Here is a 25,364-nt window from a genome sequence, read left to right as displayed (position 1 = left end):
CCAAGGTGATACATGCTCTTTCGGGGGCCGAGGGTCGCCCCCCGGGGTAACGCCCTACTGGTTCAGCGGTGACGTTATCGCGCTCTCGATTTCCTGTCCCTGGGACCCCGACCCCTTGCCATCACTCATAGTAAACCTATGTATACGCACAGTGGCTAGGGGTGTGCGGGCCCAATTCGGAAGAGGGCGCGCCGGATTGACGTACCCCGGCGTCGGAGCCCCGAACCGTTCGCCACCAGGGTCACACGAGTCCATGGTCGACGAAGCACCAACGCCAGCTCTCGCCCGGTTCGAAGGTACGCATCACCGGGTGGCCGGAATCCTCGTAGTGCGCCGTCGCATGACGCAGGGGAGAGGAGTCGCAGCAGGCCACGTGTCCGCACTCCAGACACAGCCGCAGTTGCACCGGGTCCGTGCCGGCGGCGAGGCACTCCAGGCACGTCTCGCTCCGGGGGACGGGCTCGGGTCGCGGCAGCGCATCGATGTGCGTGCACTGTTTCATGATGGCCAGGTTACGACGGGTCCGCGGGAAGCGGAGCGAATTCGAGAGCGGACCGGAACGAGAGCGGGACCGGACCGGACCGGAACGAGAGCGGACGGGAAGACGATGGACGTATTGCCGCTGCTGTTACTGATCGCGGGCAGTGCCGCCGTCGCCGGACTCGCGCGCCGCACCCCCGTACCGGCACCGCTGCTGCTCGTCGCGGTGGGCCTCGCGGTCTCGTACGTGCCCGGGGTGCCCGTGTACACCCTCGACCCCGGCGTCGTCCTGCCTCTGGTGCTGCCGCCGTTGCTGTACGCGGCGGCCACCGACAGCTCCTATCTGGGCCTGCGCGCCCAGATGCGGCCGGTGGCGCTGCTGTCCGTCGGATACGTGCTCTTCGCGACCGTGGCCGTGGGCGGGGCGGCGTATCTGATCGTGCCGCATCTGCCGCTGACCGCGGCGCTGGTACTGGGCGCGGTGGTCGCGCCGCCGGACGCGGTCGCGGCCACGGCGGTCGCCCGGCGGGTGGGGCTGCCGTCGCGGATCACCACGATCCTGCAAGGCGAGTCGCTGGTGAACGACGCGACGGCGATCACCGCGTACAAGGTGGCCCTGGCGGCGGCGATCGGGGAGGGCGCCACCTGGGCGGGCGGCCTGCGGGAGTTCCTGATCGCGGCGGTCGGCGGGGTCCTGGTCGGGCTGGCGCTGATGGTGCCGATCCACTGGCTGCGCACCCATCTGACGGAGGCGCTGCTGCAGAACACCCTCTCCCTGCTGATCCCGTTCGTCGCCTACGGGGTCGCGGAGTGGGCGCACGCCTCCGGGGTGCTCGCCGTGGTCGTCGTCGGTCTCTACCTCGGCCACCGCAACTGGCAGGTCGACTTCGCCACCCGGCTCCAGGAGGAGGCGGTGTGGAGGATGGCCGCGTTCCTCCTGGAGTCGGCGGTGTTCGCGCTCATCGGCCTGCAGTTGCCGTTCGTCCTGCGGGGAGTCGGCCGCTACGAGGGCCTGAGCGCGGCCGGGTACGCGGTGGCCCTCTTCCTCGTGGTCGCCGTCGCGCGGTTCGTGTGGGTGTACCCGGCGACCTTCCTGCCGCGCGTGCTGTTCGCGCACATCCGCAGGCGCGAGGAGAACCCCACCTGGAAGGCGCCGTTCGTCATCGCCTGGGCCGGGATGCGCGGCGTGGTCTCGCTCGCGATCGCGTTCTCGATCCCCCTCACGGTGCACGGCGGCGGCGCGTTCCCGCACCGCAATCTGATCCTCTTCCTGACCTTCACGACGGTGATCGGCACGCTCGTGGTGCAGGGGCTGACCCTGCCCCTGCTGATCCGGATGCTGCGCCTGCCGGGGCACGACGCCCAGGCCGAGACCCTCGCGGAGGCCAACGCCCAGGCGCAGGCGTCCCTGGCCGCCGAACAGCGCCTCGACGAACTCATCGCCGACGAACGCAACGCCCTGCCGCCGCCGTTGGTGGACCGCCTCCGCACGGTCCTCGAACACCGGCGCAACGCCGTGTGGGAGCGGCTGGGTTCGGTGAACCCGGTGACCGGTGAGTCGCACGACGACACCTACCGCAGGCTCTCCCGCGACGTGATCGCCGCGGAACGCGAGGTCTTCGTGCACCTGCGCGATCAGCGCGCCATCGACGACGAGATGCTCCGCACCCTGCTCAGACGGCTGGATCTGGAGGAGGCGGCGGCCTATCGGGAGACGACGTGAGTGCCACTCGGTCTTTCGCGACACGCCCTAGGCGAAGGGCAGCCCGGTGATCACCGCGGCCAGCGTCGTCCCCCGAGGGAAGGCGCCCTCCTCGGTCAGGGCGACAAGTCCATAGAGCAGCTTGGCGACATAGAGACGTTCCACCAGAAGGTCGTGGCGGGCCTCGAAGTCGGCCGCGAAGGACTCGAGTTCGTCGGGGACGCGGGCGAAGCCGCCGAAGTGGAAGCGGGTGTCCAGGGACCAGTCGCCCCGGCGGCCACCGAAGGCCCGGGTCTGGAGGGCGGCCGTGTCGGCGGCCAGGAAGTCCCCTTTGAGGACGGGGATCCCCAGCGCCCGCTGGTCCGGGGCCAGGCCTGCGGCCAGACCCGCCAGGGTGCCCCCGGTGCCGCAGGCCACCGCGACGACATCCGCCCGGCCGCGCAACTCCTCACCGAGCGCGTGACAGCCGCGTACGGCCAGGGCATTGCTGCCGCCCTCCGGCACCACGTACGCCTGCCCGGCGTCCGCCGCGCGCAGGATCCCGGCCAGGGTCTCCGGCTCGGACTTGCGGCGGTAGGCCGACCTGTCGACGAAGTGCAGCCGCATGCCGTCGGCCACGCACCGGGCGAGGGAGGGGTTGAGCGGACGGTCGGCCAGCTCGTCGCCGCGGACCACGCCGATCGTCTCCAGCCCCAGCAGCCGGCCCGCGGCGGCCGTGGCCCGCAGATGGTTGGAGTACGCGCCGCCGAAGGTGAGCACGGGACGGCCGCCCGCCGCCCGCAGATTCGGGGCGAGCTTGCGCCACTTGTTGCCGATCGAGAACAGACCCACTGGCGTAGGTGGGCACTGACCAGGGCTTTATCCGCTGGACAGGCCCATACGCCTTCACCGAAGGTGGTTCTCGATATGGGTGCGATAACAGATCCGGCCAAGCTGTGCGATCTGTATCTGAGGCGCAGCACGTGGCAAGACGACAAGACGACGCTGAAGAAGCATGAACGCGATCTCCGGGAGCGTGCTGCGCGCGAAGGGTTGACGGTCCGTAAGGTCTGGGTCGAAGAGATCTCAGCCTTCAAGCGGGGAGTCGTCCGCGAGGAGTTCGACAAGGCCATTGCGGCCGTTATGGCTGGCGAGACGCGACACGTGTTGGTGTGGAAGCTCGACCGTCTGAGCCGTCAGGGTATGGGCCAAGTCGGCAATGTCCTCGACCAGTTCGAGAAAATGGGCGCTCGTCTCATCGCACACATTGACGGTCTGGACAGCAGCATTCCGCAACATCGTGGTCTGTTCGCCTGGCTGGCCGAACAGGCGCGTTCCGAGTCGTTCAACACGTCGACTCGTACCCGTAGCTCCAAGGCGGAAAGGAAGCTCACCGGAGAGTGGCCCGGTGGTCAGCCTCCTTACGGTCTGCGCGCACGCAAGAAGAAGACGCAGCGCAACCCGCAAGAATTCGCTGTGGCGCGGCGGATTGCTGATGCCTTGCTGGCGAACAAATCAGCCCAAGCGATTGCCGACGAACTGAACGCCGAGGGGCTGAAAACTCGGCGCGATGGGATGTGGCGGTCGTCCACGATCACCCAGCTTGCCCACTCTCCCGCCTGGGCGGGCCTCATGCCCGTGCACGAGCGGTACACGGATGACGCGGGCCGGGAGCGCTGGCGCCTGACCGACGAGCCGTTCACTGGAGAGGACGGCAAACCGATCAGCATCGGTGAGGGAGTTATAACCGTCGGGGAGCGGGCTCGGATTCTTGCGGGACTGCGATCCCGCACTTCGGAGCACTTTGGTTCTGGCAGGCGCGGAAAACCCGGCGCCAACTCCCTCTTGTCGGGCTTCGCGAAGTGCGGTCGGTGCGGCGGGAACATGACCAAGAGCGGGCAACAGTACCGGTGCTATCGGCGGGTCAATCTCGGCAAAACCGCTTGCCAAGGAATGACGGTCCTGGTGAAAGATCTAGACCGCGCCATATCGGCAGCATTCATGGCACGCGTAAGGTCATTCACCGGTGACCACACCCTCTTCAAGGAGTTGGCTACCCGCTGGCTGTCATACGATGATCCGGAAAAGGATGCGCGGCGAGTCGAGTTGATCGCAGCTGTAGCCGACGCCAAATCGAGGCTTGACAAACTCGATGACGCGTACTACGTGAAGGGTCGATTCAAGGGAGGTGAAGGTGAACATCGCTACCTCAAAATGAGGGAAGCGATTGAGAGTCAGTTGGAATCAGCAGACAGTGAGCTGTCTGAAATCAATGCGGCCATGGATCTTACGATCCTGTGTGACCCTGATCGGCTCCGCTCTGCATGGCTCGCCGCTGATCAGGAAAAGGCCCGAATGCTACTTCGGGTCGTGCTCCACTCCTTCACTGTTCTCCCGCCGCGCGGGCAGGGCTGCAAGCGCCACTACATCAAGCTCTTGACGGACTGCTGCTTCCACTGGGTTGGGGAGAAGCAACAGCCGCTTTGTAGGGACGTGGAACGGATGGACGGCGTGATCGTCTTCGAAGACGAAGCTCAGTTGTTGGGCTTGGCTGCGTAGACGTTTGGGCCCCCTGACCCGCACCTTGGGCACGCGGCCGGCCGTAGAGGCTTTGGGCTGGAGCTGCCATGGGGCGAGTGAACAGGGGGCCTTACGCTTGCCGCGAATCGGGCTGGCTCCTGGCCTGCCCGCAATAGCCCGATCGGCCCCCTGTTCTTCGAGGCTCGCCCCATGGTGGCTGCCTAAAGCCTCGTAGGCCGTCCGCCCCCAGCCACGACGTCCCATCCGAGACGGAGCGTCAGACGCCGGTGGGCGAGAGCTGGTCCTGAGACCTTCGGCGTAACTTCTTTACGGCTTGGGTGCGTGCGGTCGGGCGGTCGGCGCCCGGACCGGACCGGCCGAAGGCCGCACGCCGGGCCGGAGCGCCGAGGGCCGCCCGGCGCGCCGAAGGCGCGCCCTTGAGCAAGTAAAGCAAAGTTACTCCGATTGGCTCCGGCCCCCCGCTCGATGCTCCTCCGGGCCGTCTCGTCGCTCCGTCACAGGCATGGGGGCGTCCTGGTGCCGGGGGCCGGACGGTCCTTCGCTGGCTTGCCTGGCTGCTACCTGCGGGGCGGCCGGTTGAAGCGCGTGAGGGCTCGTCGGGACGTATCTGCGGTCTCGTAGGTCAGCGACCATGGCCCGCTGTTGACCTTGAACGACTTGTCGAACCCAACCCACATGCCTTCCATGCTCCGGCCGGTCATCTCGACCAAGAGCTGTACGGCTCCGTGGTACACCGCACCCTTGTAGTACCCCTCTGCCGCCGTGCGCTCAGTCCACGTGCCGGTGAGCGCCGGTCCGTCCTTGACGAGGTCGACGAAGATCGGAGAGTCATTGGAGCCGGGCAGGCTCTCACCGTGCAGCCGGTTGCCCACCTGGCGCATGATCACGTAGTGGTGCCGCGTCACCTCGCCGCGACTCGTGCTCTCGTAGGTGTAGCGGCTGTGCCAGATGCCGGAGAGGGAATCGGCGTCGGGCTGGTCGCCGCTCAGCACGTGCACGGACAGACCGAGGGCCTGAGCAATCGGGGCCAACCAGTCACGCGGTGTGCGCTTGCCTGTCTCGTAGCGGTAAATCTCTTGCCTGCCTAGCTTCTCGGGGCCCACGCCTGCGACGCGGCACGCTTCCCTCGCCAATCGAGCTTGAGACCAACCGAGTTGTTCCCGCCGCTCACGAATCCGTTCCCCGATATTCATACCCTCCATTCTGGCCTACAGCGGGCCTACAAGTGGGCCCACATCAGGCAGCTAGTTGCGATCTCACGGGCGGCACAGGATCGGACTCATGACGATGACTGAGGCTGAAAGTGACGGTGCCCCTAGGCTCCTGCCGTGGACCACCGAGGACGGCAAGCCGTGCTTCCTGTTCTCTGATTGCGCGAACGGCTTCCTGTCGCGCAGAGCGGATGACATGGAGCAAGTCCAACTGGCTATGGGCTCAGAACTCCTGGGGCATGCCAGTGAGGTCCTGGGCGACGCCAAAGCGACGGCTCGTGAGCTGCGATTCGTCGGACAGCAACTGGCCAACTGCCTTCGTGACGCGCTGAGGGTCGCTGAGAGCCGTGGCATGCGGCTGGGCGTGTGCGCTGACGCCGACGACGGTTACGAGCACCCGGAGTCCGCATGAGGCGGTTCGGCTACAAGGTGTTGAGCTTGGCTGGTCCGCTGCTGATCATCGCGATATCCGGCTCATGCGGCCTGGTGATCGGCGTTGCGCTCGCAAGCTCGAACTGAGACCCCCGCCCCCGTCGCCCCCTCCTTTCCCCAGGTCGCAGAGGGCGGCGGGGGCGGGTCAAGAGGGGATAGGCCCTGCTCGGTCAACCGGGCGGGGCCTCTTCCATGTGCCGTGACCTGCGCTCTTGTCACCTACACCAGTGGGCGTACACTCGATCAGGTCCGGGTGGATCAGATCGTCCCGCTTCAGCAGCAGCCGGACACCCCGCCGCGCGAAGCGCTCGTCCACGACCTCCCGCACCGGCGACGGCAGGCGCGGACGCAGCACAGCAGGATCGGGCGCCTTCGGCGGCACATCAGGGCTGGTCACCCCACCATTGTCGGACACCCGTCCGGGGCGCGCCGGGTGGGGCGGCGACCCTGGCGGCTCCGGCCGTCAGGAGTGCAGGAAGCCGTCCCCATGGGTCGCGATGTGACTCTCTATCGCCTGGAGCGCCCGCTGGGTCGCCTCGGGGGAGCCGCTGCCGCGGCGCTCCGCGTAGTACGCCGCTCCCAGCTTCCGCAGCAGGTCGTTGCCCGCCCGCTGCGCCTGCACCTCGTCGAACTTCTGTCGCCCCTGCGCCAGTCCGCGCTGCGCCTGTTCCTTCGCCCGGTCCAGGAAGCCTGACATCCCCGTCTCCCGTCGTCGTCCGTCACTGGCTGGAACGGCCGGGCCGATCAAGGAGTTCCCGCACGAAGCCACCTCGTCTCCGCCCCCGGAACACCGCCTGCCGCGACGCCGTTCCGCGCGGCGAAGTGATCCAGTCTGCCCAGGCCCGCGATGATCCATTCCCGCTCTTTCGGGTAATAGCATCGACACGCTCCGTGCTGGAAGGCTCTTCCCCGCAGATCCATGCATGATCGGGAGGGCAAAACCACATGTCGGTAGGCGAAGAGGTCCGCGCGGAGCAGGACCGGCCGCAGCAGAGTCTCGGCACAGCGGCCGCACGGAACCTGGCCACCACCACCAAGTCCGTACCGCAGATGCAGGAGATCAGCTCACGGTGGCTGCTGCGCATGCTGCCGTGGGTGAATGTGCAGGGCGGCACGTACCGGGTGAACCGCCGCCTCACCTACACCGTGGGCGACGGTCGTGTGACGTTCGTGAAGACCGGCGACCAGGTCTCGGTCATCCCCGCGGAACTGGGCGAGTTGCCGGCCCTGCGCGCGTACGACGACCTGGACGTGCTCGGCGAGCTGGCCCAGCGCTGCCAGCAGCGCAGGTTCGCGCCCGGCGACGTGATCGCCGAGTTCGGCAGCCAGGCCGACGAGGTGCTGCTGCTGGCCCACGGCAAGGTCCAGAAGGTCGGTACGGGCCCCTACGGGGACGACGCGGTGCTCGGAGTCCTCGCCGACGGCGCCTACTTCGGCGAACAGGCCCTGCTCGACCCGGACGCCATCTGGGAGTACACCGCCCGCGCGGTCACCACCTGCACGGTGCTCGCCCTGCCCCGCCGGGACGTCGACCAGATCGCGGAACGCGCCACCTCACTGCGCGAGCACCTCCACCAGCAGCGCACGGTCCCCGAGCAGAACTCCAACCGGTACGGCGAGAAGGAGATCGACCTCGCCACCGGTCACAGCGGAGAGCCGGACATCCCGCAGACCTTCGTGGACTACGAGGTCGCGCCCCGCGAGTACGAACTGAGCATCGCGCAGACGGTCCTGCGCATCCACTCGCGCGTGGCCGACCTCTACAACCAGCCGATGAACCAGACCGAGCAGCAACTGCGGCTCACGGTCGAGGCGTTGAAGGAACGCCAGGAGCACGAGCTGATCAACAACGGGGACTTCGGCCTGCTCCACAACTGCGAGTACGACCAGCGGCTGCAACCCCACGACGGCGTGCCCAGCCCCGACGACATGGACGAACTGCTCAGCCGCAGGCGGGGCTCCAAGCTGTTCCTCGCCCACCCGCGCGCGATCTCCGCCTTCGGCCGCGAGTGCAACAAGCGCGGACTCGTCCCGGAGAGCATCGACATCGGCGGCAACCGCATCCCCACCTGGCGCGGGGTGCCGATCTTCCCGTGCAACAAGATCCCGGTCAGCAACGCCCGTACGACGTCCATCATCTGCATGCGTACGGGCGAGGACGAACAAGGCGTCGTCGGGCTGCGGCAGTCGGGCATCCCGGACGAGATCGAGCCCAGCCTGTCCGTGCGCTTCATGGGCATCAACGACCAGGCGATCATCAAGTACCTGGTGACGTCCTACTACTCGGCGGCCGTCATGGTGCCGGACGCGCTGGGCGTCCTGGAGAACGTCGAGATCGGCCGCTGGGGGTGACCCGGCCCCACCAGCGGCACGCCGTGTTCCCGCCGGGCGGGCCGAGGCCACCCGCCGGGCGCCCGCCCGGCGGTGAACACGGCACCTTTCGCGGGCGCTTCGAGGCGGTTCCATGGGCGAGTTGACGGAGCAGAGCCTCGCGCGGCGGGGCCCCGCCACTTCGCGGGGACAGTACGCCCCGCTCCCGGGGCCCGCGGGACCGTTCGACGGCCATGAGGCCCCGGCGATCCTGGAGCGCGCCCGCGCCGTGGTCGACCCGGAACTACGCCGGGCGCTCGACTCGCTGCCCGGCTCGATGCGCAGGATCGCGCTCTACCACTTCGGCTGGGAGCAGGCGGACGGCACCCCGGCGGCGGGCAACGCGGGCAAGGCGATACGGCCCGCGCTGGTCCTGACCGCGGCCGGCGCGCTCGGCGGACACCGCTCCGCCGCCGTACGGGCCGCCGCGGCCGTGGAGCTGGTCCACAACTTCACGCTGCTGCACGACGACGTGATGGACCGGGACGCCACGCGCCGTCACCGCCCCACCGCCTGGACCGTGTTCGGTGACGCCGACGCGATCCTCGCCGGGGACGCCCTCCAGGCGCTGGCCCTGCGGCTGCTCGCCGAGGACACGCACCCGGCGTCCGGGGCAGCCGCCGCCCGCCTCGCGTCCTGCGTGCTCGAACTGTGCGCCGGACAGCACGCGGACACGGCCATGGAGCGGCGCGGCCCCCATGAGGTCACCCTCGACGAGGTGCTCGCCATGGCCGAGGCGAAGACAGGCGCGCTCCTCGGCTGCGCCTGCGCCCTCGGCGGGCTGTACGCGGGCGCGGACGACGCGGATGTCGAGGCGCTGGACGCGTTCGGCCGCGAGGCCGGGCTCGCGTTCCAGCTCATCGACGACGTGATCGGGATCTGGGGGGACCCGAGCCGCACCGGCAAGCCGGCCGGGGCCGACCTCATGGCGCGCAAGAAGTCACTCCCCGTGGTCGCCGCGCTCACATCCGGCACGGAGGCCGCCACCGAACTGGCCAGGCTGTACCAAGGGCCTTACACAGAAGGCGAGTTGGAGCGAACAGTGCTCGCCGTCGAGCGGGCGGGCGGCCGTGACTGGGCGCAGCAGCAGGCGGCCGACCGGATGGCGCGGGCGATGCAGGAGCTGTCCCGGGCGATCCCCGATCCACAGGCGGCGGACGGCCTGCTGGCCCTGGCCGAGTTCGTGACCCGCCGCAGCACCTGACCCGGAGCCCCGCACATTCCACCGATGTGCGGGGCTCTCCCCTCGCCCATACGCTGAAGCCATGGGCAGGGACGACTACGTCTGCCCCTTGTGCGGGCACCCCGTCGCCAGGGCCGTAGGCCGCCGCAAGACCCTGGGCGCCTACGTCCCCGTATGGCGCCCCGGCCCGTGCCGCAACCCGGACTGCCCACGGAACACGGCACAGGAGCACGAGAACTCCCCCGCGCGCCAAGACGAAGAGCCCGCCGACGACCGACCCCCTCACCGGGGCGAGTAGTCGTACGCGTCCCTGCGAGGGAGTCGATGGCCGCCCGGCTGACACAAGACCGCACCCGGCCCTCGAACCCGCCGTGCTCGGCGGTTCGCGGACCGGGTGCGGTCAGGAGATCGGGCCGAAGATCAGGCCTTCTTGGTCTCCCAGAAGATCTTGTCGATCTGGGCGATGTAGTCCAGCGCCTTCTGGCCCGTGGCCGGGTCCGTCGACGCCTTGGCGGCCGAGAGGGCCTTCAGGGCGTCGTTGACGAGCTGGTGCAGCTCGGGGTACTTCTCGAAGTGCGGGGCCTTGAAGTAGTCGCTCCACAGCACCGAGACGTGGTGCTTGGCGAGTTCGGCGCGCTGCTCCTTGATGACAACGGCGCGCGCCTGGAAGTGCGGGTCGTCGTTCGCGGCCATCTTCTCCTGAACGGCCTTCACCGACTCCGCCTCGATGCGGGCCTGGGCCGGGTCGTACACGCCACAGGGCAGGTCGCAGTGGGCGCTGACCTTGACCTTGGGGGCAAACAGGCGGGAGAGCATGAAGCTGTCCTTCCTCGTGATCGTCGTCTCTGGGTGGGACATTACTCCGTAGGTGACGGGTTTTCGCGAGTGCCCCCATGGGCTTACGACAAAAGTCCAGGGTGAGACTGGGGCTGGTGGAGTATCGGACCGGGGAGGTGCCAGTGATGCCCGAGCTGTCACAGGAGACCGAGCGTACGAAGGCTCTGCTGCCGTTCGGGGCGGCGGAGGTGACGGGGCCGTCCATGGTGCCCACGTTGCAGCACGGGGACCGGCTCCTCGTCCGGTACGGGGCGCGGGTCCGGCCGGGGGACGTGATCGTGCTGCGCCACCCCTTCCAGCAGGACCTGCTGGTGGTCAAGCGCGCCGTGGAGCTGCGCGAGGGCGGCTGGTGGGTGCTCGGCGACAACGCGTACGCGGGCGGGGACAGCACGGACTACGGCGCCGTTCCCGAGGAACTCGTCCTCGGGAAGGTGCGCTGGCGCTACCGGCCGCTCAAGGCGGGTCAGCGCTCGCTGTTCGCGCGGGCGGTCTGGGCGCTGTTCGCCGTCCGGCCCGTGCTCGGCGACCGGTCGGCCTCCAGGCGCTTGCGCGCGCGGTAGGCGGCCACGTTCGCGCGCGTGGCGCAGCGGTCCGAGCAGTACCGCCGGGAGCGGTTGGTCGAGGTGTCGAGGTAGGCGTTGCGGCAGGGGGCCGCCTCGCACACGCCCAGGCGGTCCACGCCGTACTCCGTGAGATGGAACGCGAGGCCCATCGCGGCGATCGCCGCGAACCCCGCCGTCGCGTTCGACGGGTGGTCCGCGAGGTGCAGATGCCACAGGGGGCGGCCGTTGTCGCCCCGCTGGTCGTGCCCGGAGATCTGCGGGCTCACCGGGAACTCCAGGAGGAGCGAGTTCAGCAGATCCACCGCGAGCGTCTCGTCGCCCTGGTCCGCCGCCTCGAACACCGAGCGCAGCCTGGCCCGCACCGAGCGGAACCGGGTCACGTCGGCGTCGGTCGCGCGCCGCGCCGCCGCCTGATTGGCCCCGAAGAGGCCGCGGACGGCCTCCACCGTGGTCAGCGCGTCCTTGCCCCGGTCCGGTTCCTCGCTGTTCACGAGGCGCACGGCGTAGTCGGAGTAATAGGCCAGTTCCACTTGTAGTCCTTACGCAGGCACTCTAAGGTCGTGATGCGGTCGGGTAACAGACGGTCGTGCGTCCAGGGTATTACGTGGCGGGACACTACGGAGGGGCGACGATGACGGACACCAACACCACGGCGGCCACCGACTGGCGGGCCTGGCAGGAGAGCTGGGACCGCCAGCAGGAGTGGTACATGCCGGACCGCGAGGAACGCTTCCGGATCATGCTCGACATGGTGGAGGCCTGCGTCGGAACCGAGCCGCGCGTCCTCGACCTCGCCTGCGGCACCGGCAGCATCACGGCCCGGCTGCTCGACCGCTTCCCCAAGGCCACCAGCACCGGTGTCGACCTCGACCCCGCGCTGCTCACCATCGCCCGCGGCACGTTCGCGGGCGACGAGCGGGTCACGTTCGTCGAGGCCGACCTCAAGGACCCCGACTGGCCCGCGCGTCTGCCGCACGGTGCGTACGACGCGGTCCTCACCGCCACGGCCCTCCACTGGCTGCGGAACGAACCCCTCGAGATCCTCTACGGGCAGCTCGCCGAACTCGTCCGCCACGGCGGCGTGTTCATGAACGCCGACCACATGATCGACGACACGACGCCCCGGATCAACGCCGCCGAGAGCCTCCTGCGCCACACCCGCATGGACCGGGCCCCGCGCGGCGGCGCGCTCGACTGGGCCGAGTGGTGGCAGCGGGCCGCCGAGGACCCGGCGCTCGCCGCGCCGACCGCCCGCCGCTTCGAGATCTACGGCTCCCACGCCGACGGGGAGATGCCCTCGGCCGCGTGGCACGCGCGCGTGCTGCGCGCGAAGGGCTTCGCCGAGGCCCGCCCGGTGTGGTGCTCGCCCTCGGACACGCTCCTGCTCGCGCTCAAGTGAGGGCATGAGGTGAGGGGGCGGTACGGGGATGCCGTACCGCCCCCTCACCGTTGCGACAGGCCCTGGAGCACCTGCGACAGGCCCTAGAGCACCTTGGACAGGAACGACTGGGTCCGTTCGTGCTGAGGGTTCGTCAGGACGTCGCGCGGGTGGCCGGACTCGACCACCACGCCGCCGTCCATGAAGACGAGCGAGTCGCCCACCTCGCGGGCGAAGCCCATCTCATGGGTGACGACGACCATCGTCATGCCCGACTCGGCGAGGTCGCGCATGACGTCGAGGACGTCACCGACCAGCTCCGGGTCGAGCGCCGAGGTCGGCTCGTCGAACAGCATCAGCTTCGGGTCCATCGCGAGCGCCCGCGCGATGGCGACGCGCTGCTGCTGGCCGCCGGAGAGCTGTGAGGGGTAGTTGCCCGCCTTGTCGGCCAGGCCCACGCGCTCCAGCAACTGCATGGCCCGTTCCCGGGCCTGGCTCTTGGCCACGCCCTTGACCTGGACCGGCGCCTCGATGACGTTCTCGGCGGCCGTCATGTGCGGGAACAGGTTGAAGCGCTGGAAGACCATGCCGATGTCCCGGCGCTTCTGCGCGACCTCGCGGTCCCGCAACTCGTAGAGCTTGTCGCCCTGTTGCCGGTAGCCGACCAGCTCGCCGTCCACGTACAGCCGTCCGGCGTTGATCTTCTCCAGGTGGTTGATGCACCGCAGGAAGGTCGACTTGCCGGAGCCGGAGGGGCCGATCAGGCAGAACACCTCACCGGGCTTCACCTCCAGATCGATCCCCTTGAGGACCTCGACCGGGCCGAAGGACTTGTGGACGCCCTCCGCCTTCACCATGGGCACGCCGGTGTCGCTCGCCCCGGCGGTGGTCTTCTTGACGGTCTTCTCGGTCATGCCGCGACCTTCCTGCTCGAGAAGGACGTCAGATGGGACTTCACCTTCTGCAACGGGGTGGGCGGTAGCTGACGGCTGGAGCCGCGCGCGTAGTAGCGCTCGACGTAGTACTGGCCGACGCTGAGGACGGAGGTCATGATCAGGTACCAGGCCGCGGCGCAGAAGTACATCTCCACCGGGGAGCCGGAGGTCTGGCCGATGTCCTGGGCGAAGCGGAAGAGTTCCTGGAACTGGACGGCTGCCACGAGCGACGTCGTCTTCAGCATGTTGATGACTTCGTTGCCCGTCGGCGGCACGATGACGCGCATCGCCTGCGGGATGACGATCCGGCGCAGCGTCTTGCTGTGGCTCATGCCCAGCGCGTGGGCCGCCTCGGTCTGGCCCTCGTCGACCGCGAGCAGACCGGCCCGGCAGATCTCCGCCATGTACGCGGCCTCGTTCAGGCCGAGTCCGAGCAGCGCCGTCAGCAGCGGCGTCATGAACGACGACCAGTAGTCCTTGTAGATCGGACCGAGGTTGATGTACTCGAAGACCAGGCCGAGGTTGAACCACACGAAGAGCTGGACCAGCACCGGGGTGCCGCGGAAGAACCAGATGTAGAACCAGGCGATCGACGAGGTCACCGGGTTCTTCGACAGCCGCATCACGGCGAGCACGATGCCGCCGACGATGCCGATCACCATGGACAGGGCCGTCAGCAGGAGGGTCTTGCTCACACCCGTCAGGATGCGGTCGTCGAAGAAGTAGTCCGGCACGGCCTGCCAGTTGATCTTGCCCTGGCCGAACGCGTAGATGATCGCGACGAGCACCGCGATCGCGATGACCGCGGAGATGTACCGTCCGTAGTGCCGGACCGGGACGGCCCTGACGGCCCGCGGTCCGTCCGGAGGAGTCTCCCGGCCCGCCGTCTTGTCGATGTCAACAGTCACGGGTCATACCTTTCAGTGGCCGCTGCGGCGCGGTCACTTGCCGCCGTTGATGACGGACTCCTTCAGGGCACCGGCCCCGGCACCCCACTTGTCGAGGATCTTCTGGTACTCGCCGCTCTTGATGATCGCGGTCATCGCCGCCTGGAGGGCGTTACGGAGCTGGTCGTTCCCCTTGGCGACCGCGATGCCGTACGGGGCGGCCTCGACCTGGTCGCCGACGATCTCGAAGTCCTTGCCGCCGCCCGAGGTCTTCACCGCGTACGCGGCGACCGGGAAGTCGGAGGACACGGCGTCGACACCGCCGGAGCGCAGCCGCGTCTGGGCCTGCTGGTCGTCGTCGAAGGCCTCGATGGTGAGCTTCTTGCCGCCCGGACACTTCTTGGCCTCGATCTTGGCCAGGTCCTCGGAGACCGTGCCGCGCTCCACCGCGACCTTCTTGCCGCACAGGTCCGGCCAGCCCGTGATGCCGCCGGTCTGGCCCTTGCGCGTGTAGATGGAGACACCCGCGGTCAGGTAGTCGACGAAGTCGACGCCCTCGCCGACCTTCTTGCCGGTGTGCGGGTCGACGCCCTGCTGGCGGCTCTTGTTGTCGGTCATCGCCGACATGGCGACGTCGTAGCGCTTGGAGCGGATGCCCGTGAGGAGGGCGTCGAAGGTGCCGTTCTCGAACTCGAACCGCACGCCGAGCTGCTTGCCCATGGCGTCGGCCAGATCCGGGTCGATGCCGGTGGTCTTGCCGGACTTGTCCTTGAACTCGACCGGTGCGTACGCGATGTCCGAGCCGACCTTGATGACACCGGCCCGGCGGATCTGGTCCGGGAGCGAGTCGGCCAGCGGCGCCGATGTGTCGCGCGAGCCCCCGTCCTTGTTCTTCGTCTGGTCGCCGCAGCCGGTGAGCAGCAGAGTGCTCGCGACCGCGATGGCACCGACCGCGGCTATCCGGGAGCGCGTGGTGGCCGAGCGGCGGGTGGATCGTGCGGTCATGGTGGTTCCTCCGGCGGGATGGGATAGCCGATGGGTCGACGAGAACACACACCATTGGGTGTCGCGACCTCGCGTGGTTGAGGCATCTTGCCATTCGGACTCCAGCATTCAGGTGACTCGCTATGTCAAAATCGGATAACGGGTGACCCCCGAGCCGCTCTTGGAAGGCCGAGCGAGGCATGACCTTGTTCGGAATTCCCCCTTTCCGACCGGAAGATTTACGGCCCATCTCACGATGTGGTCACTCACGCGCCGTATGTGTGACCGTGTGGGGAAGTGTCGCCGTCTTGTCCAGCTTTCCGGGCATGAGGCATCTCACCGGCGTGACCTTAGTGTTATGGACTCGTCCCGAACAGCGTCCGTCCGGTAAGAAGGTTCCTTACACCCCGAATCCGGGGCTCAGGGCGCGTGTGCGGCGCGCCCGTCGCGTATGCGCCCGCGCGTATCACCGATGTGGGCCATACGCGGTGCCCGCCCACCCCTCAACCAGGAGTGGAAACCCTCAAACCATGAACATCTAAGGGGTACGAGACAGTGGCAGCGGAGATCGTCAATCCTCGCAGCGACAACAGTACGGATCAGGACGGCGGGGTCGAGCCCCACGATTCCTTCGACCCGGCGTTCGCGTTGCACCGCGGCGGCAAGATGGCTGTGCAGGCCACCGTGCCGGTCCGCGACAAGGACGACCTGGCCCTCGCGTACACGCCCGGCGTCGCCCGGGTGTGCACGGCCATCGCGGAGCAGCCGGAGCTGGTCAACGACTACACATGGAAATCCTCCGTGGTCGCCGTCGTGACCGACGGCACCGCGGTGCTGGGGCTCGGTGACATCGGCCCCGAGGCCTCCCTTCCGGTGATGGAGGGCAAGGCGATCCTGTTCAAGCAGTTCGGCGGCGTGGACGCGGTCCCGCTCGCGCTCGACTGCACGGACGTGGACGAGATCGTCGAGACCGTGGCCCGGCTCGCGCCCTCCTTCGGGGGCGTGAACCTGGAGGACATCTCGGCGCCGCGGTGCTTCGAGATCGAGCGCCGGCTCCAGGAGCGGCTGGACATCCCGGTCTTCCACGACGACCAGCACGGCACGGCCGTGGTCTCGCTGGCGGCCCTGCGCAACGCCGCGCGGCTGACCGGGCGGGGGCTCGGCGATCTGCGTGCCGTCATCTCGGGCGCGGGCGCGGCCGGGATGGCCATCGCGCGGATGCTGGTCGAGGCGGGCATCGGCGATGTGGCCGTCGCCGACCGCAAGGGCGTCGTCTCGCGCGACCGGGAGGATCTGACGCCGGTCAAGCAGGAGCTCGCGCAGTTCACGAACAAGGCGGGGCTGAGCGGCTCGCTGGAGCACGCCCTCGCGGGCGCCGACGTCTTCATCGGCGTCTCCGGCGGTACGGTCCCGGAGGCCGCCGTGGCCTCGATGGCCGAGGGTGCCTTCGTCTTCGCGATGGCCAACCCGAACCCCGAGGTGCACCCGGACGTCGCGAGCAAGTACGCGGCCGTGGTGGCCACCGGGCGGTCCGACTTCCCGAACCAGATCAACAACGTGCTGGCCTTCCCCGGGATCTTCGCGGGCGCGCTGCAGGTGCGGGCGTCCCGGATCACCCAGGGCATGAAGCTCGCGGCGGCCGAGGCGCTGGCGGCGGTCGTCGGGGACGACCTGGCGGCCGACTACGTGATCCCCTCGCCCTTCGACGAGCGGGTGGCCCCGGCGGTGAAGGCCGCGGTGGCCGCCGCGGCACGGGCCGAGGGCGTCGCGCGGCGCTAGCCGTTGCTGTGGGGTGATGGGCGGGGGCATACGTCCCCGCCCATCGTCGTCAAGGGGCCTGTCCCGGGGACGTGTGTCACAAGTGGCCCTGGTTCCGTCGTCCGGCGGCGGAGCCTATCGTCAGGGTCATGTTCGCCGCCTACGCTGCCCGCATCGACCGCGACCACCCCCTCACCGGCCTTGAGCTGGGAGAGCGCCCGGCTCCCGAACGGAGGCCCGGCTGGACGACCGTGACGGTCAAGGCCGCCTCCCTCAACCACCATGACCTCTGGTCCCTCCGGGGTGTCGGTCTGACCGAGGACAGGCTCCCGATGATCCTCGGCTGCGACGCGGCCGGTGTCGACGAGGACGGCAACGAGGTCGTCCTGCACTCCGTCATCGGCCAGAGCGGCTACGGGGTCGGGCCGGACGAGCCCCGTTCGATCCTCACCGAGCGCTACCAGGGCACCTTCGCCGAGCAGGTCTCCGTACCCACGTGGAACGTCCTGCCCAAGCCCAGGGAACTCTCCTTCGAGGAGGCCGCCTGCCTCCCCACCGCCTGGCTGACCGCCTACCGGATGCTCTTCACCAACGCCGGTGTGCGCCCCGGTGACTCCGTCCTCGTCCAGGGCGCGGGCGGCGGTGTCGCCACGGCCGCGATCGCCCTCGGCAAGGCCGCCGGACTGCGGGTCTTCGCCACCAGCCGTGACGAGGCCAAGCGCAAGCGGGCGCTGGAACTGGGCGCCGTGGAGGCCCTGGAGTCCGGGGCGCGGCTGCCGCAGCGGGTGGACGCCGTCCTCGAGACCGTCGGCGCCGCCACCTGGTCCCACTCCGTGAAGTCCCTGCGGCCCGGCGGCACGCTCGTCATCTCGGGCGCCACCAGCGGCGACCGTCCCTCCCACGCCGAACTCACCCGGATCTTCTTCCTGGAGCTGAAGGTCGTCGGCTCCACCATGGGCTCCAAGGACGAGCTGGAGGACCTGCTCTCCCTCTGCGCCACCACCGGCGTACGGCCCGTCATCGACCAGGTACTGCCGCTCGACCGCGCCCGCGAGGGCTTCGAACGCATGGAGACGGGCGACCAGTTCGGCAAGATCGTCCTGACCACGAACTGACCTCGGCCACGCGTTCGTTCACGGGGGACCTACGCGGCCGTGGAGCGGGTGTCGTGGGGCGGAGGGGCGATGGAGGACGGGTGACTCGTGGCGGTCGGGCTCGGACGGTGACGAGGAACCTAGGGTGGGGTTTGTCCCGGTCATCCGATCCTTTGGAGAACTCGTGTCCGAGCGTCCGTCGTCGCCCGTCTCCGAGCCCCTGCCCGTGGAGTTCGCCCCCGCGGCGGCGCCCGTCCGGGAGGCGGTGACCAAGCTCGGCGGCCAGCCCGCGTGGCTGGAGGAACCGCAGTGGCCGCTGTCCCGCCGGACCGGCGAACCCCTGCAGTTCCTCGGGCAGTTCACCCTGGACAGCGGCGCGCTGGGCTATCTCTTCATGGCGGACGGCGATGCCGAGGGCACCTTCGAACCGGAGGGCGGCGAGAACGCCCTCCTCATTCAGCCCGGCGGCCGGACCCCGGAGTTCGTCTCCGTACGGGCCCAGGCCGAGGGGCCGACGGTGGGCGCCGACCATCTGCCGCGCCCGGCCGGGGCGGGCGGCACCGATCCGGACGGACACGCCTGGCAGTTCCTAGGCGGACCCGGGATCGAACCGCGCTGGCTCCAGGGCGAGGAGACCCCCGGCGAGGGCTGGCGCCTCCTGGTCCAGCTCGACTCCGGCCGCCTGCCCTTCACCGTCAACTTCGGCGACTCCGGAGTCGGCTACGCCTTCACCGCACCGGACGCCAAGGAGGGCCGCTTCCTCTGGCAGTGCCTGTGACCGTGCGCCGCCGCCCCGAGGGGTGTGACGTCAAGGCCGCCTCGTCTCACCCCTTCGGTGCCCGCAGCGTCGCACCGATGTGTGCCGCCGCGGTCGACAGATGGCGGCGCGCTTCGCGTAGTTGGTCCTCGCTCACGCCGTGGTCCCGGGCCAGGTCGCGGATGTCGTCGCGGAAGCGGTCCAGCAGCCGGTCGAGCGCGCGGGCCGGGTCACCCGAGAAGTCCTCATGCGCCCAGGAGGGTTCATAGACGCCGGGGAATTCCTCCGGGGTCGTCGAGTACTCCGGTTCCTCCTTCGTCTTCGACGCACCCGACGCACTTGGCATGCTCGACGTGCCTGACGTACCCGGCGCGCCCGACTCGCCCGGCGCCCCCTTGCGCCCGGTGCCGAAGTCCCTTCCGAAGTCCTTCCCGAACTCGCTCCCGAAGGTCTTTCCGAACTCGCCGAATTCCTTGGCCAGTTCGGACAGTCCCTCGCGTACGCCCGTCGGCCAGTCGCCTCGCGTGAAGTGGTCCTGGACCTGCTCCTGGACCCGCCGCGCCACGCGCTGCAACTCCTCCTGCGCCTTGGCGCGCGCCCGCTCCTCGGCCTCGTCGGCCTGGCGGCGCGCCCGCTGGGCCTCGTCGCGGGCGCGTCGGCTCTCGTCCTTGGCGCGCCGGGCCTGCTCCTTCCACTCCTGCTTGGCGCGGCGCATCTCCTCCTTGGCGGCGCGCCAGGACTCGTTGTCGGTCAGGTCCCCGAACTCCCCGTGTCGGCCGCGATGCTGCTGGGCGCCTTGCCGGGCCTCGGTGGCCGCGGCCCGCATCTCGCGGCGCAGATCGCCTGCCGCGCCCCGGACGTCCGCCCGGATCTCGGCGGCCAGTTCGGCGACCGACTCGCGGATCTCCAGCTCCAGGTCGGCCAGTTCGCCGCTGCGATCGGCCAGTTCGGCGCGGCCCGCGTCCGTGATCGCGTACACCTTCCGGCCGCCCTCGGTGGTGTGCGTGACCAGGCCCTCGGCTTCCAGCTTGGCCAGCCGCGGGTAGACCGTGCCCGCGGAGGGGGCGTACAGCCCCTGGAAGCGCTCCTCCAGCAGCCGTATCACCTCGTATCCATGGCGCGGCGCCTCGTCGAGCAGCTTCAGGAGGTAGAGCCGCAGTCGGCCATGGGCGAAGACAGGAGGCATGTCAGAGCCCCTTCCGCTCGGTCGGACCGGGCGTCGTGCCGTCGGAGGAATCGTCGGACGCGTCGCGCGGCTCGGGTATCGCGTTCTTGAGCCTCGGCTCCTTGTCCCAGGGCTCGTCCCCCGGTTCGTCCTCCGAGGGCGGGCGGCGCAGGAGGGCGATGGCGCCGGAGACCGCGGTCGCCTTCAGTGTGCCGTTGCCTCGGCCCAGGCGGCCGGTGACCCTCTTCGTGCCCCACTCGCCGCTCACGCGCAGTTCGTCGAAGGCGTTCGACACGGCGCCGCTCGTGGTGTTCGCGTCGATCGCCGCGTCCACCGCGTCGGGGAGCCGGATGGCGATCTCACCCGAGACGCTCGTCAGCCGGACGTCGGTGGGGCCGCCCGTGGGGGCCAGGTCCAGGATGATCGAGCCGCTCACCGAGTCCGCCTTCACCCGGGGGCAGGCGCCCTCGACGACGGTCAGATCGCCGTTGACGGAATTGAGCCGCAACTCGCCGGAGACGCCCTGGATCTCCACGCTCCCCGACACCGTCGCCGCATGGACCGGGCCGCTCAGGCCGACCAGCGTGGCATCTCCCGTGACGCCCTTCACGTCGGCGCCGCCGTCGATCCCGGAGATCACGGCATTGGCCCCGACCACGCCGACCTCCACGCGGGTGGACGCCGGGACCGTCAGGGAGACCACCGCGCTGCGGCGCCGGCCCCTGGGGTCGAGCCACTTGAGGAAGCCCTTCCAGGGGAGGTCGTCGTACGCCACGGTCAGCGTGCCGTCCTTCTGGGTCACCACCAGGGGCGGGCCCTCCACCTCCGACACCTCGAGGCGGGCGGAACCCTCGTCGCCGCCCACCACGTTCACCGTGCCGTTGACGATGCGCACGTGCAACGCCGTCACCGGCGCGTCGAAGGTGAGCCTCCTCGGCTCTGCGATGGACCACTCGGACATGTGCTGACCTCCTGGAACGGGCCGGACCGCGCGGCGGGACAGGGCCGGAGCCGGATGACTCGACCGGACAGGACACGACGCGCCATATCGCGTCCTCGTAAGAACACGATATATCGCGGTGTGGCGGAGTCAAGACACTCGTTCCGGTGACGACCCGTCGCGGTCGGCGAGCGAGACCGTCGCGACGCACCTCCGGACCGCGGGCGGGACGGCCCACGGCCTACCCTGAGGGGTGAGCCCAGGGCCTGTGGGCCTGTCTGGAACTTCGTTCGCAACTGGAGCAAGAGTTGTATTTCACCGACCGAGGCATCGAGGAGCTGGAGAAGCGGCGCGGCGAGGAAGAGGTCACCTTCGAATGGCTCGCCGAACAGTTCCGTACGTTCGTCGACCTCAACCCGGACTTCGAGGTGCCGGTGGAGCGGCTGGCCACGTGGCTGGCGCGGCTGGACGACGAGGACGACGAGTAGGGCTCTGATCCAGGCCTTGCCTCAGGGCGGGGCCAGGCCGTGCCTCAGGGTGGGGCCAGGCCGTGCCTCAGGGCGGGGCGCCCCGACGGGGTGCCCCGCCCTTTCGCGCAGCGACCGCGAACCTCTCGCCCGCAACCGCTACGGCCACTAGCCTCGTCGCAGTTCACGTGACGGCCGACCGCAGTCGGCCGTAGAGACGCAAGGACTCGACGGGGGAGCGGCATGAGCCACATCCAGGACGTCCGGCTGCCGGACGGCACGGTGATCACCGCCCGGATCGGCGCGGGGGAGGCGTACGGGGAACAGGAGGACGTCGGCTTCACGGACGCGGCCCTCGCCAAGATGGACCAGTTGCAGGACCTGATCAGGGGCGTGGGCGGCAGCGTCCTCGACGCCGCCCGCGCGGCGAAGCCCAGCGAGGCGTCCATCACCTTCGGGGTGGAACTCGCCGCGAAGGAGGGGCTGGCCGTCGCCGTGCTGGCCCGAGGCGAGGCCAAGGCCTCCCTGCAGGTCACCCTCACCTGGCAGTTCGACGCCCAGCCCGCCACACCCGGCGACGGGGACCCGGCGGCGCATGACTGAGCGCAACGACAGACTCTGCGACCTCGCCCGCGCCGCCACCGTCCATCTGCTGGCCGCCGACGGCGACGACCGGCCGCTGTGGGGCAGTGGCTTCTTCGTCGCGCCCGGATGGGTGCTGACCGCGGCCCACGTCCTGCGCCCCCATCTGGCGGCCGACCGCACCCTCGGCTTCCGGGTGCGCGGCGAGGGCGTCGACGCCGAGGCCCACCTCGCGCAGTGGCTGCTCACCGACCCGCGCTGCCCCACCGTCCCGCCGGAGGAGGACCTGGCCCTGGTGCGGCTGGCGGGCGACCCCGACGAGCATCCGCACGAATGCGTGTGGCTCGCCGACCGCGCCGTACGGCACTCCGGTGCCCTCAAGGCGTGCGGCTTCTACCCCGGCCCGCCCGAGACGCACTTCCGGAGCGTGGACGCCGAGATCAACGGCCATGAGGACACCTACGGGCTGATCATCAAGCCGGACATCGAACTCCCGGCCGGCGTCTCGGGCGGCCCGCTGCTCGACCCCGGGACCGGAGCCGTCGTCGGGCTGATCAAGTCGCGCCGCAGACAGCAGGACGGCGGCAAGGCGGTGGCGATCTCCGCGCTGCGCCGCTTCGGGGACACCTACCGCACGGTCATGGCCGCCCATGACCGCTGGCACGGCGACGAGCCGCAGTCCGCCGCCGGGGACAACTGGATCGACCTCCAGGGCGGCCCGTCGACCGGCGGCGGCGAGCGGTGGACCCCGGCCGACCGCCGCGAGGCCCTGCGGCTGCTCGCCGACCTGCCCGCACCACCCGACGCGCCCACCGTCGAACTCCTGGCGGCCAAGGCCCGCAGCGGCAACAAGTGGCCCGGCGGCACACCCGAGTTGCTGACCTGGCGCGACGGCTACGGGCTGCTCTACGAGGGCGTCCAGCCGCTCGACGCGCTCACCTTCCTGCGCTACCTGAAGCACGTCGAGACGTACATAGACTCCCGGCGCGGGGACTGCGCCGCGCTCGGCCGATGGATCGACCGGCGGCTGCGCAAGGAACCACGCAAGCCCATGCACGACTTCGTCCGCGAGGTCAGCCTCCCCGCGGCGCTCAGGCCCGCCCCCGAGGACCTGCCGGACCAGATCGTCATCCCCTACCCCGGGCCCGGCGAGGGCCCCACCGTCGCCGTCCTGCTCGACCCGGTGATCGGAGCGGACCCGGCCCGCTTCTTCTGGCAGATCTGGTACGACGACGGCGAGGGCGACCCCGAGATGTACGAGGCGGACGCCTCCGTCCACGGCTGCGCGCCCGAGGATCTCGTCCGGGAGCTGCGCGAGCCGCTCGGCAGACTGCTGCGCGCCAAGGACCGCGACGGCAGCCCCGTACCCCTCGAAGTCGCCCTGCCCGCAGGCCACTTCGACACCGCGGTGCACCGCTGGCGGTTCGACGACATCGCGGAACTCCATGACACCGGGCATCTCGCGGTACGCCGCCGCGTGGTGCTGCGCGCCCTCGAACGCCGTGGGGATCCGGACAAGTTGTGGACGGAGCGCTGGCAGGCCATGCTCGGCCGACGCCGCTTCCGCGCCTGGCGCACCCCCGCGCGGCACGACGTCCCGAGCGCCCGCGGCTACCGCGAGGCCGCCTTCGACCGTATCCCGGTGATGTGCCGGCCCGCCGGGCGCGAACCCGGGCGCACCTCCCTGCGGCTCGCGCTGGAGAACGGCCACGGCGTCGCGCTCTGGCACATCGACGGACACGCCTCGCGCGCCTGCCCGGAAGCGTGCGACACGCTCTACGCGCGCGTGGAGGAACTGCTCGGCACCATGGGAGCGCTCGCCGAACTCCCCGACCGCTTACGGCAGGTACGCCAGGACATCAGCGAGCACCGGGCCGACCGCGCCTGGGCCGAGCCGATGGCGCTTCTGTACGACGATCCACGCCGCCCCTTGCCTCCCGAGGAGGCCGAGACCTTGGACGCGCCGCTGTGAACGCCGCGTCGAGCGCGCGCCGCGCATGGCCGAAACACCCTCCGCGACCGGCTGATCACGGGTACGGTTTCAGGGGCCCGTTGCGGGCGCACAACGCCCCCGTCGGCCAGGACGTGGATCACCACCGACCGTCGGCGAGGAGCACAGCATGAGCGAGTGGTTCATCTACCAGGGCACCGGGCAACCCGATCCGAGCAGGATCGAGGGGCTGCCGCCGCCACCGCCGTGGCGGGCCTTCGACGCCCCGCCCGTGGCCTACGAGGTGCCGGACCTCGACTCGGCCACCGGCCGCAGGCTCGGCAAGCCCGTCCCGCTGCCCGTCCAGGACGCCGAGACCCTCGAACTCATCAACGCCGCCCTGTACTTGCGGCGCCCCCTGCTCGTCACCGGCGAACCCGGCGTCGGCAAGTCGACGCTCGCGCACTCCATCGCCCATGAACTCGGCCTCGGCCGGGTCCTGGAGTGGCCGATCGTCAGCCGCAGCGAACTGCGCGAGGGGCTCTACACCTACGACGCCATCAGCCGTCTTCAGGACGCCCAACTGCCCGGCGACGCCTCGGCGCAGGACATCGGCCGGTACATCAAGCTCGGCCCGCTCGGCACCGCGCTGCTCGCCGCGGACCGGCCCCGCGTGCTGCTCATCGACGAGCTGGACAAGAGCGACATCGACCTGCCCAACGATCTGTTGAACGTCCTGGAGGAAGGCCGCTTCGCCCTTCCCGAGCTGGAGCGGATCGCCGACCGGACCCCGGTGGTCGAGGTCCTCACGGACGACGGCCGCCGGGTGGCCGTGACCGGCGGCCAAGTACGCTGCCGTACCTTTCCGTTCGTCGTCCTGACCAGCAACCGCGAGCGGGAGTTCCCCACCCCGCTGCTGCGCCGCTGCATCCCGCTCGACCTCAAGGCCCCGCGCGACGAACGCCTCGCCGCCCTCGTCCAGGCGCACTTCGGGTCACTGGGGTACGACGACAACCGCGACATCGTCGAACGGTTCACCCGCGCCGGGGCGGACGGCGCGCTGCGCCCCACCGACCAACTGCTCAACGCGATCTTCCTCGCCCAGCATGCCGCGCGGGACGCTTCCGAGCGGCGCGAGGAACTCTCGGAGCTGCTGATGCAGCCCCTCGACCGAGGGCCGCGGTAGCCG

Annotated in this window: 26 protein-coding genes and 1 pseudogene; 15 read left to right on the top strand and 12 right to left on the bottom strand. The window is 69.8% G+C overall.

The window, feature by feature from the left end; genetic code table 11:
* Window positions 1-241: 241 nt before the first annotated feature.
* Window positions 242-502 carry a UBP-type zinc finger domain-containing protein gene (locus ACZ60T_RS07950; protein ID WP_365622185.1) on the bottom strand — a complete coding sequence of 87 codons (261 nt, stop codon included), beginning with the start codon at window positions 500-502 and terminating at the stop codon, window positions 242-244.
* 105 nt (window positions 503-607) lie between these two features.
* Here ACZ60T_RS07950 and ACZ60T_RS07945 point away from each other — a divergent pair, with 105 nt between their 5' ends.
* Entirely contained in the window at window positions 608-2,203 is a 1,596-nt protein-coding gene (locus ACZ60T_RS07945; RefSeq protein ID WP_469665231.1) for a Na+/H+ antiporter, read from the top strand.
* Between the two features lie 27 nt (window positions 2,204-2,230).
* Here the strand turns inward: ACZ60T_RS07945 and ACZ60T_RS07940 are convergent, their stop codons facing one another.
* Entirely contained in the window at window positions 2,231-3,013 is a 783-nt protein-coding gene (locus ACZ60T_RS07940; RefSeq protein WP_469665230.1) for a 1-aminocyclopropane-1-carboxylate deaminase/D-cysteine desulfhydrase, read from the bottom strand.
* 75 nt (window positions 3,014-3,088) lie between these two features.
* Here ACZ60T_RS07940 and ACZ60T_RS07935 point away from each other — a divergent pair, with 75 nt between their 5' ends.
* The gene (locus ACZ60T_RS07935) at window positions 3,089-4,720 is read left to right on the top strand and encodes a recombinase family protein (protein WP_469665229.1); all 1,632 of its coding nucleotides are present in this window, start codon (window positions 3,089-3,091) and stop codon (window positions 4,718-4,720) included.
* A 539-nt stretch (window positions 4,721-5,259) separates the two neighbouring features.
* On the opposite strand, the gene ACZ60T_RS07930 is transcribed toward ACZ60T_RS07935, so the two are convergent.
* Complete coding sequence (locus ACZ60T_RS07930) at window positions 5,260-5,895, bottom strand: helix-turn-helix transcriptional regulator (protein WP_469665228.1); 636 nt, start codon at window positions 5,893-5,895, stop codon at window positions 5,260-5,262.
* 88 nt (window positions 5,896-5,983) lie between these two features.
* On the opposite strand from ACZ60T_RS07930, the gene ACZ60T_RS07925 reads away from it, so the two are divergent.
* A complete protein-coding gene (locus ACZ60T_RS07925) occupies window positions 5,984-6,325 on the top strand; it encodes a hypothetical protein (protein WP_469665227.1) in 342 nt (113 codons plus the stop codon).
* 261 nt (window positions 6,326-6,586) lie between these two features.
* Here ACZ60T_RS07925 and ACZ60T_RS07920 read toward each other — a convergent pair.
* Together ACZ60T_RS07920 and ACZ60T_RS07915 are read right to left on the bottom strand one after the other, a co-directional pair.
* Window positions 6,587-6,760: pseudogene (locus ACZ60T_RS07920) on the bottom strand (1-aminocyclopropane-1-carboxylate deaminase); the annotation flags it as partial.
* A 48-nt stretch (window positions 6,761-6,808) separates the two neighbouring features.
* Window positions 6,809-7,042 carry a hypothetical protein gene (locus ACZ60T_RS07915; protein WP_365622194.1) on the bottom strand — a complete coding sequence of 78 codons (234 nt, stop codon included), beginning with the start codon at window positions 7,040-7,042 and terminating at the stop codon, window positions 6,809-6,811.
* 248 nt (window positions 7,043-7,290) lie between these two features.
* Between ACZ60T_RS07915 and ACZ60T_RS07910 the strand changes: the two genes are divergently transcribed.
* From ACZ60T_RS07910 to ACZ60T_RS07900, 3 genes are all read left to right on the top strand, one after another.
* Window positions 7,291-8,697 carry a family 2B encapsulin nanocompartment shell protein gene (locus ACZ60T_RS07910; protein WP_469665226.1) on the top strand — a complete coding sequence of 469 codons (1,407 nt, stop codon included), beginning with the start codon at window positions 7,291-7,293 and terminating at the stop codon, window positions 8,695-8,697.
* A 112-nt stretch (window positions 8,698-8,809) separates the two neighbouring features.
* Entirely contained in the window at window positions 8,810-9,919 is a 1,110-nt protein-coding gene (locus ACZ60T_RS07905) for a family 2 encapsulin nanocompartment cargo protein polyprenyl transferase (protein ID WP_469665225.1), read from the top strand.
* A 61-nt stretch (window positions 9,920-9,980) separates the two neighbouring features.
* Complete coding sequence (locus ACZ60T_RS07900) at window positions 9,981-10,196, top strand: hypothetical protein (RefSeq protein WP_365622203.1); 216 nt, start codon at window positions 9,981-9,983, stop codon at window positions 10,194-10,196.
* Window positions 10,197-10,318: 122 nt separating this feature from the next.
* Here ACZ60T_RS07900 and sodN read toward each other — a convergent pair whose 3' ends face one another.
* Window positions 10,319-10,714, bottom strand: a complete 396-nt coding sequence (gene sodN, locus ACZ60T_RS07895; RefSeq protein WP_365622206.1) for a superoxide dismutase, Ni — start codon at window positions 10,712-10,714, stop codon at window positions 10,319-10,321.
* A 146-nt stretch (window positions 10,715-10,860) separates the two neighbouring features.
* On the opposite strand from sodN, the gene sodX reads away from it, so the two are divergent.
* Window positions 10,861-11,295, top strand: a complete 435-nt coding sequence (sodX, locus tag ACZ60T_RS07890) for a nickel-type superoxide dismutase maturation protease (protein WP_252422322.1) — start codon at window positions 10,861-10,863, stop codon at window positions 11,293-11,295.
* Here sodX and ACZ60T_RS07885 read toward each other — a convergent pair.
* Window positions 11,199-11,828 carry a CGNR zinc finger domain-containing protein gene (locus tag ACZ60T_RS07885; RefSeq protein ID WP_252422323.1) on the bottom strand — a complete coding sequence of 210 codons (630 nt, stop codon included), beginning with the start codon at window positions 11,826-11,828 and terminating at the stop codon, window positions 11,199-11,201. The genes sodX and ACZ60T_RS07885 overlap by 97 nt on opposite strands.
* Window positions 11,829-11,929: 101 nt before the next feature.
* On the opposite strand from ACZ60T_RS07885, the gene ACZ60T_RS07880 reads away from it, so the two are divergent.
* On the top strand, window positions 11,930-12,697 hold the full coding sequence (locus ACZ60T_RS07880; protein ID WP_469665224.1) for a class I SAM-dependent methyltransferase: 768 nt from the start codon (window positions 11,930-11,932) through the stop codon (window positions 12,695-12,697).
* An 83-nt stretch (window positions 12,698-12,780) separates the two neighbouring features.
* Here ACZ60T_RS07880 and ACZ60T_RS07875 read toward each other — a convergent pair whose 3' ends face one another.
* Genes ACZ60T_RS07875 through ACZ60T_RS07865 form a run of 3 tightly spaced genes read right to left on the bottom strand, consistent with a single transcriptional unit; the run spans window position 12,781 to window position 15,503 of the window.
* Entirely contained in the window at window positions 12,781-13,533 is a 753-nt protein-coding gene (locus ACZ60T_RS07875; RefSeq protein ID WP_252422633.1) for an amino acid ABC transporter ATP-binding protein, read from the bottom strand.
* 53 nt (window positions 13,534-13,586) lie between these two features.
* The gene (locus ACZ60T_RS07870) at window positions 13,587-14,519 is read right to left on the bottom strand and encodes an amino acid ABC transporter permease (RefSeq protein ID WP_469665223.1); all 933 of its coding nucleotides are present in this window, start codon (window positions 14,517-14,519) and stop codon (window positions 13,587-13,589) included.
* Window positions 14,520-14,552: 33 nt separating this feature from the next.
* The gene (locus tag ACZ60T_RS07865; protein WP_365622221.1) at window positions 14,553-15,503 is read right to left on the bottom strand and encodes an ABC transporter substrate-binding protein; all 951 of its coding nucleotides are present in this window, start codon (window positions 15,501-15,503) and stop codon (window positions 14,553-14,555) included.
* Window positions 15,504-16,037: 534 nt separating this feature from the next.
* On the opposite strand from ACZ60T_RS07865, the gene ACZ60T_RS07860 reads away from it, so the two are divergent.
* From ACZ60T_RS07860 to ACZ60T_RS07850, 3 genes are all read left to right on the top strand, one after another.
* Window positions 16,038-17,261 carry an NAD(P)-dependent malic enzyme gene (locus tag ACZ60T_RS07860; protein WP_365622224.1) on the top strand — a complete coding sequence of 408 codons (1,224 nt, stop codon included), beginning with the start codon at window positions 16,038-16,040 and terminating at the stop codon, window positions 17,259-17,261.
* Window positions 17,262-17,389: 128 nt separating this feature from the next.
* On the top strand, window positions 17,390-18,355 hold the full coding sequence (locus ACZ60T_RS07855) for a zinc-binding dehydrogenase (protein WP_365622227.1): 966 nt from the start codon (window positions 17,390-17,392) through the stop codon (window positions 18,353-18,355).
* A 163-nt stretch (window positions 18,356-18,518) separates the two neighbouring features.
* Window positions 18,519-19,112: a YwqG family protein gene (locus ACZ60T_RS07850; protein ID WP_469665222.1), complete on the top strand. Its 594-nt coding sequence runs from the start codon at window positions 18,519-18,521 to the stop codon at window positions 19,110-19,112.
* 46 nt (window positions 19,113-19,158) lie between these two features.
* Here ACZ60T_RS07850 and ACZ60T_RS07845 read toward each other — a convergent pair whose 3' ends face one another.
* Window positions 19,159-20,277 (bottom strand): helix-turn-helix transcriptional regulator, encoded by a 1,119-nt coding sequence (locus tag ACZ60T_RS07845; RefSeq protein WP_469665221.1) that lies wholly within the window; start codon window positions 20,275-20,277, stop codon window positions 19,159-19,161.
* A gap of 1 nt (window position 20,278) precedes the next feature.
* On the bottom strand, window positions 20,279-21,217 hold the full coding sequence (locus tag ACZ60T_RS07840; RefSeq protein WP_469665220.1) for a DUF4097 family beta strand repeat-containing protein: 939 nt from the start codon (window positions 21,215-21,217) through the stop codon (window positions 20,279-20,281).
* A 287-nt stretch (window positions 21,218-21,504) separates the two neighbouring features.
* Here ACZ60T_RS07840 and ACZ60T_RS07835 point away from each other — a divergent pair, with 287 nt between their 5' ends.
* The 4 genes from ACZ60T_RS07835 (at window position 21,505) to ACZ60T_RS07820 (ending at window position 25,361) form a co-directional block, all read left to right on the top strand.
* The gene (locus ACZ60T_RS07835) at window positions 21,505-21,684 is read left to right on the top strand and encodes a DUF6104 family protein (RefSeq protein WP_236239996.1); all 180 of its coding nucleotides are present in this window, start codon (window positions 21,505-21,507) and stop codon (window positions 21,682-21,684) included.
* A 222-nt stretch (window positions 21,685-21,906) separates the two neighbouring features.
* Complete coding sequence (locus ACZ60T_RS07830) at window positions 21,907-22,266, top strand: CU044_2847 family protein (protein ID WP_365622240.1); 360 nt, start codon at window positions 21,907-21,909, stop codon at window positions 22,264-22,266.
* Window positions 22,259-24,217: a VMAP-C domain-containing protein gene (locus tag ACZ60T_RS07825; RefSeq protein ID WP_469665219.1), complete on the top strand. Its 1,959-nt coding sequence runs from the start codon at window positions 22,259-22,261 to the stop codon at window positions 24,215-24,217. Before ACZ60T_RS07830 ends, ACZ60T_RS07825 begins: the two co-directional genes overlap by 8 nt.
* Window positions 24,218-24,365: 148 nt before the next feature.
* On the top strand, window positions 24,366-25,361 hold the full coding sequence (locus ACZ60T_RS07820; protein ID WP_469665218.1) for an AAA family ATPase: 996 nt from the start codon (window positions 24,366-24,368) through the stop codon (window positions 25,359-25,361).
* Window positions 25,362-25,364: the final 3 nt, after the last annotated feature.

The organism is Streptomyces sp. NPDC104371, from assembly GCF_055583785.1.
The sequence above is the reverse complement of the archived record's forward strand: the minus strand, read 5'-3'. Positions and strand labels throughout refer to the sequence as shown.

Bases quoted from the DNA above. Each gene is read 5' to 3' on its own strand.
- ACZ60T_RS07830 (WP_365622240.1), top strand. From the start codon at position 21,907: ATGAGCCACATCCAGGACGTCCGGCTGCCGGACGGCACGGTGATCACC.
- ACZ60T_RS07930 (WP_469665228.1), bottom strand. From the start codon at position 5,895: ATGAATATCGGGGAACGGATTCGTGAGCGGCGGGAACAACTCGGTTGG.
- ACZ60T_RS07875 (WP_252422633.1), bottom strand. From the start codon at position 13,533: ATGGTGAAGGCGGAGGGCGTCCACAAGTCCTTCGGCCCGGTCGAGGTC.
- ACZ60T_RS07855 (WP_365622227.1), top strand. From the start codon at position 17,390: ATGTTCGCCGCCTACGCTGCCCGCATCGACCGCGACCACCCCCTCACC.
- ACZ60T_RS07910 (WP_469665226.1), top strand. From the start codon at position 7,291: ATGTCGGTAGGCGAAGAGGTCCGCGCGGAGCAGGACCGGCCGCAGCAG.
- ACZ60T_RS07840 (WP_469665220.1), bottom strand. From the start codon at position 21,217: ATGTCCGAGTGGTCCATCGCAGAGCCGAGGAGGCTCACCTTCGACGCG.
- ACZ60T_RS07880 (WP_469665224.1), top strand. From the start codon at position 11,930: ATGACGGACACCAACACCACGGCGGCCACCGACTGGCGGGCCTGGCAG.
- ACZ60T_RS07845 (WP_469665221.1), bottom strand. From the start codon at position 20,277: ATGCCTCCTGTCTTCGCCCATGGCCGACTGCGGCTCTACCTCCTGAAG.
- ACZ60T_RS07935 (WP_469665229.1), top strand. From the start codon at position 3,089: ATGGGTGCGATAACAGATCCGGCCAAGCTGTGCGATCTGTATCTGAGG.
- sodN (WP_365622206.1), bottom strand. From the start codon at position 10,714: ATGCTCTCCCGCCTGTTTGCCCCCAAGGTCAAGGTCAGCGCCCACTGC.
- ACZ60T_RS07950 (WP_365622185.1), bottom strand. From the start codon at position 502: ATGAAACAGTGCACGCACATCGATGCGCTGCCGCGACCCGAGCCCGTC.
- ACZ60T_RS07945 (WP_469665231.1), top strand. From the start codon at position 608: ATGGACGTATTGCCGCTGCTGTTACTGATCGCGGGCAGTGCCGCCGTC.
- ACZ60T_RS07825 (WP_469665219.1), top strand. From the start codon at position 22,259: ATGACTGAGCGCAACGACAGACTCTGCGACCTCGCCCGCGCCGCCACC.
- ACZ60T_RS07865 (WP_365622221.1), bottom strand. From the start codon at position 15,503: ATGACCGCACGATCCACCCGCCGCTCGGCCACCACGCGCTCCCGGATA.
- ACZ60T_RS07820 (WP_469665218.1), top strand. From the start codon at position 24,366: ATGAGCGAGTGGTTCATCTACCAGGGCACCGGGCAACCCGATCCGAGC.
- sodX (WP_252422322.1), top strand. From the start codon at position 10,861: ATGCCCGAGCTGTCACAGGAGACCGAGCGTACGAAGGCTCTGCTGCCG.
- ACZ60T_RS07915 (WP_365622194.1), bottom strand. From the start codon at position 7,042: ATGTCAGGCTTCCTGGACCGGGCGAAGGAACAGGCGCAGCGCGGACTG.
- ACZ60T_RS07900 (WP_365622203.1), top strand. From the start codon at position 9,981: ATGGGCAGGGACGACTACGTCTGCCCCTTGTGCGGGCACCCCGTCGCC.
- ACZ60T_RS07925 (WP_469665227.1), top strand. From the start codon at position 5,984: ATGACGATGACTGAGGCTGAAAGTGACGGTGCCCCTAGGCTCCTGCCG.
- ACZ60T_RS07905 (WP_469665225.1), top strand. From the start codon at position 8,810: ATGGGCGAGTTGACGGAGCAGAGCCTCGCGCGGCGGGGCCCCGCCACT.